The sequence below is a fragment of the Fusicatenibacter saccharivorans genome, assembly GCF_027667425.1.
In the GTDB taxonomy this organism is placed as follows: Bacteria; Bacillota; Clostridia; order Lachnospirales; family Lachnospiraceae; genus Fusicatenibacter; species Fusicatenibacter saccharivorans.
In genome coordinates this window covers 255-4,827 of sequence record NZ_JAQEGR010000036.1, presented here as the reverse complement: position 1 = coordinate 4,827, position 4,573 = coordinate 255, and the positions used below count along the sequence as shown (strand labels likewise).

Annotated in this window: 5 protein-coding genes; all 5 read left to right on the top strand. The window is 50.4% G+C overall.

What is annotated here, in order from left to right; all coding sequences use genetic code 11:
* Positions 1–199 precede the first annotated feature (199 nt).
* The 5 genes from PGS38_RS17300 (at position 200) to PGS38_RS17280 (ending at position 4,443) form a co-directional block, all read left to right on the top strand.
* Complete coding sequence (locus PGS38_RS17300; RefSeq protein ID WP_118660871.1) at positions 200–421, top strand: peptidase M50; 222 nt, start codon at positions 200–202, stop codon at positions 419–421.
* 70 nt (positions 422–491) lie between these two features.
* Positions 492–659 (top strand): hypothetical protein, encoded by a 168-nt coding sequence (locus PGS38_RS17295; RefSeq protein ID WP_172733540.1) that lies wholly within the window; start codon positions 492–494, stop codon positions 657–659.
* Positions 660–846: 187 nt separating this feature from the next.
* Entirely contained in the window at positions 847–2,427 is a 1,581-nt protein-coding gene (gene mobQ / locus PGS38_RS17290; protein WP_119189038.1) for a MobQ family relaxase, read from the top strand.
* 65 nt (positions 2,428–2,492) lie between these two features.
* Positions 2,493–3,137, top strand: coding sequence for a CHC2 zinc finger domain-containing protein (locus PGS38_RS17285; protein ID WP_173827732.1), 645 nt, complete (start codon positions 2,493–2,495; stop codon positions 3,135–3,137).
* Positions 3,106–4,443, top strand: coding sequence for a virulence-associated E family protein (locus PGS38_RS17280; protein WP_119189039.1), 1,338 nt, complete (start codon positions 3,106–3,108; stop codon positions 4,441–4,443). Before PGS38_RS17285 ends, PGS38_RS17280 begins: the two co-directional genes overlap by 32 nt.
* The last annotated feature ends 130 nt before the right edge of the window (positions 4,444–4,573 follow it).

The window sequence follows — 4,573 nt, the reverse complement described above, 5'->3', positions numbered from 1 at the left end:
CAAATCATACAGGGGACGCTACGCTTCCCCTGCGCTGGCTGCCGCCAGCTACCCTTTTGTGGACTTGCCATCTGGGGACACCTTGCGTTGCAAGTTGTTCCCAGCCGACAAGTTTTACAAAATCTCTCTATACTTTGACGGTCGAATAAAGTATAATGAAGTCAACGACTAATCGATATTTAACGAGGAGGTAATGATTATGAGTAGAAATATAAAAGGTGGTTTTTTAACATTAGGTGGTATTGTTGGTATTGTAGGAATGATAATAGCGGCAATGCAAAATCCAGCAACTGCATGGGTAACGCCACCTGGAAGAATGATTGTAAGTATTTTAGAAAATGGATTATTGATTCCTACGGTTTTATTCCTTGTTCTTTTTATTTATGGATTGTATATTCTCCTAACGGAGAAAAACGATTGAGCAATACAGGTTTGTCGAATTAAGAAAACCGGTATTTGTGGAGGAGGAATTTTTAACGGAGGAATTGCATATGAAAAAGTACAGGACGGTGTCTTGCGTCATTATTATGGCGATTGCTGCAATCGCAGGATTCTTTATTGGTGCTACCTTGGATGAGGCAATGGGCGGAGCTATTCTGTTTTCGATGATTGCAGGAATTGCTTGTATTGTCTATAACATTGAGAATCGTGAAGAATAACACAACTTCCAGTTTGCCACCCACACATCGGGTCAACTTGCCCCGAACTTTTACAACTAAATACCCGCCGCCAACACAGCGGCGCACCGAGCAGGAAATCTGAAAAAGGTCTCCTGCTTTTTTTCTGCCCAAAATGAGGTGGTAAAACGCCACCCCATCCACCAATTAGCGAAAGGAGGGATACGAAATGCCCTGTCCACATAACGAAATCACGATTGTTCAGCGCAGCCAACGGCAGTCTGCGGTTGCCGCCGCTGCTTACCAGAGCGGCGAAAAGCTGTTCTGTGAATATGACCAGCAAGTGAAGCACTACCCGGAAAAGCGTGGTATCGTCCACAATGAAATCCTGCTCCCGGCAAATGCCCCACAGGAATATGCCGACCGTAACACCTTATGGAACGCAGCCGAAGCGGTGGAAAAACAATGGAACTCCCAGCTTGCAAGGAGGTGGGTGCTTACCATCCCCAGAGAGATACCGCCTGGCCAGTACGCTGTCCTTGTCCGGGAGTTTTGCCAGCAGCAGTTTGTTTCCAAAGGCATGATTGCTGATTTTGCCATCCATGACCCCAATCCGCCGGGACACAATCCCCACGCCCATGTCCTGCTGACTATGCGGGCAATGGATGAGCATGGGAAATGGCTTCCCAAGAGCCGCAAGGTTTATGACCTTGACGAGAATGGGGAACGGATAAAGCAGCCATCCGGCAGGTGGAAAAGCCACAAGGAGGATACGGTGGACTGGAACGACCAGAGATATTGTGAAATCTGGCGGCATGAGTGGGAAGTTATCCAGAACCGCTATCTGGAAGCCAATGACCGCCCGGAGCGTGTGGACTTGCGTTCCTATGCCAGACAGGGGCTTGATATAGTCCCCACTGTCCATGAGGGAGTTGCTGTCCGGCAGATGGAAAAGCGTGGTATCCAGACGAATATCGGCAACCTGAACCGGGAAATCAGAGCCGCCAACAGTCTGATGAAGTCCATCCGGCAGCTTATCCAAAACCTCAAAGGCTGGATTACCGAGCTGGGCGAAAAACGGAAAGAACTGCTTGCACAAAAGGCGGCGGAGGAAGCAACACTTCTTCCCAATCTGCTGATGAAGTATATGGCGATACGAAAGGAAGAACGGAGGGACTGGACAAGGGCTGGACAGAACCGGGGGACTTCACAGGACTTAAAGGCAGTCAGTGAAGCCCTGTCCTATCTCCGTCAAAAGGGGCTTTCCACTGTGGAGGACTTAGAAGTATTTCTGGAATCTTCCGGGAAATCAGCCGCAGATTACCGCAATCAGATGAAGCCAAAGGAAGCCCGCAGCAAAGTGATTGACGGGATTCTTGCCAGCCGGACAGACTGCAAGGAATGTAAGCCTGTCTATGAGAAGTACCAGAAAATATTTTTTAAGAAAACAAAGGAGAAATTCAAACAGGAACACCCGGAGGTTGCCCGGTATGCGAAAGCCGCCGCCTACCTTGCCAAGCACCCAGACGATAAGGACAGCACCCAAAAGAAGCTGCAACAGGAGCAGGAAACGCTTCTGGAAGAAATCGCAGCCCTGAAAACACCGCTGACCGAGGTGCAGGCTGATTTGAGGAAACTGCGGGATATCCGCTACTGGGTACGGAAAGCAACACCCGGCACAGAAGAAAGCAAAGAGCCGCCCAAGAAACAGCCTATCAAAGAGGTCTTGCAGGATAAGGCTGACGAGAAAAAAGCACAAAGAACCGCCCCGGCACAGAAGAAACACAAACAACAGGATATGGAACTTTAACAGGCACTTGCCATTTTCAATCAGAGAATGTCAGGTGCTTTTCTTATTTTCAAGGAGGGATAGATTTGAATGTATTTGAAGCTGTGAAGCAGTCCGTCACAACAAGACAGGCTGCGGAGCATTATGGAATCCATGTAGGTCGGAACGGGATGGCTTGCTGCCCGTTCCATAACGATAAAACCCCAAGCATGAAGCTGGATCGGCGTTACCACTGCTTCGGCTGCGGTGCGGATGGAGATGTGATTGATTTTGCCGCTGCCCTGTATGGGCTGGGAAAGAAAGAAGCCGCCGTACAACTGGCACAGGACTTCGGGCTTTCCTATGAGGGCTGGAAGCCGCCGGGAAAGGCGAAAAAGCCCAAGCCCCGGCAGAAATCCCCGGAGGAACAGTTTCAGGAAGCAAAAAACCGCTGCTTCCGTATTCTTGCCGACTATCGCCACCTGCTCCGGGCATGGAGAAAGGATTATGCCCCGCACTCCCCGGAGGAAGCCTTTCATCCCCGGTTTGTGGAAGCCTTACAGAAGCATGACCAAGTGGAATATCTGCTGGATGTGCTTCTGTTCGGGGAAACAGAGGAAAAAGCGGCTTTGATTACGGACTACGGAAAGGATGTGATACAGCTTGAACAGCGAATGGCAGAGCTTGCAGCCGCAGACGCAGCAAGAACTAAAAAACACCATGAACGCCATGCAGCCACCCCAGAACATTGAGGAAATCAAGGCGGGGCTGGAAACTACCGAGAAAGGCGGTGTCCGTCAGAGCATACGGAACTGTCTGACCGTATTCCAGCGTGACCCGCTGCTTTCCGGGGCTATCGCATACAACATCCTGACTGACCGCAAGGACATCATAAAGCCCATTGGCTTCCACAGAGAAAGCACAGCCCTGAACGATACGGATATGAAGTATCTTCTTCTCTATCTGGAAGAAACCTACGGGCTTACCAATGAGAAAAAGATTGATAACGCCATTGGGATTGTGGCGAATGAAAACAAGTACCACCCCATCCGGGACTGTCTCAATACCCTTGTGTGGGACGGGACAGAACGAATCCGTTTCTGTCTGCGGCACTTTCTGGGGGCTGACGCAGACGATTACACCTATGAAGCGTTGAAGCTGTTCCTGCTGGGTGCTATCTCACGAGCCTTTCAGCCGGGATGCAAATTTGAAATCATGCTCTGTCTGGTAGGCGGTCAGGGGGCTGGCAAGTCCACTTTCTTCCGTCTGCTGGCAGTCCGGGACGAGTGGTTCTCCGATGATTTGCGGAAGCTGGACGATGACAATGTGTACCGCAAGCTGCAAGGTCACTGGATGATCGAAATGTCGGAAATGATGGCAACCGCCAACGCCAAGAGCATTGAGGAAATCAAGTCATTTTTAAGCCGGCAGAAAGAGGTCTACAAGATACCCTATGAAACCCACCCGGCAGACCGCCCCCGTCAGTGCGTGTTTGGCGGCACTTCCAATGCCCTTGATTTCCTGCCCCTTGACCGTTCCGGCAACCGCCGCTTTATCCCCGTCATGGTGTACCCAGAGCAAGCCGAGGTTCACATTTTGGAGGACGAAGCCGCTTCCAGAGCCTATATCGGGCAGATGTGGGCGGAAGCGATGGATATTTACCGAAGCGGCAGGTTCAAGCTGGCTTTCAGCCCCGCCATGCAGCGGTATCTCAAAGAACACCAGCGGGATTTTATGCCGGAGGACACCAAAGCCGGAATGATACAGGCGTATCTTGATAAGTACACCGGGAGTATGGTCTGTTCCAAGCAGCTCTACAAGGAAGCCTTGAACCATGCCTTTGATGAACCGAAGCAATGGGAAATCCGGGAAATCAACGAGATAATGAACCAGTGCATTTCCGGCTGGCGGTACTTCCCGAACCCAAGAATGTTTTCCGAATATGGCAGACAAAAGGGCTGGGAGCGTGAAAACCCGGCAACGGACTCCGGCAACCCGTCTGAAAAAACGATGGACGGTTTTGTGGAGGTCACAGAACAGATGGAGCTTCCATTCTGAAAATGACAGCCTGTTGCACCCCCTGTTGCTATCCCGTTGCCGAGCCGGTTGCAGGGGAAAATCCCGAAACTATCGGCTTTTCTCCCCTATGACAACCAAAACAACAGAAAAATAAAAGAAAAGTATAAAT

Excerpts from the sequence above, each read along its gene's own strand:
- PGS38_RS17295 (WP_172733540.1), top strand. The coding sequence starts at position 492 with ATGAAAAAGTACAGGACGGTGTCTTGCGTCATTATTATGGCGATTGCT.
- PGS38_RS17300 (WP_118660871.1), top strand. The coding sequence starts at position 200 with ATGAGTAGAAATATAAAAGGTGGTTTTTTAACATTAGGTGGTATTGTT.
- PGS38_RS17280 (WP_119189039.1), top strand. The coding sequence starts at position 3,106 with ATGAACGCCATGCAGCCACCCCAGAACATTGAGGAAATCAAGGCGGGG.
- mobQ (WP_119189038.1), top strand. The coding sequence starts at position 847 with ATGCCCTGTCCACATAACGAAATCACGATTGTTCAGCGCAGCCAACGG.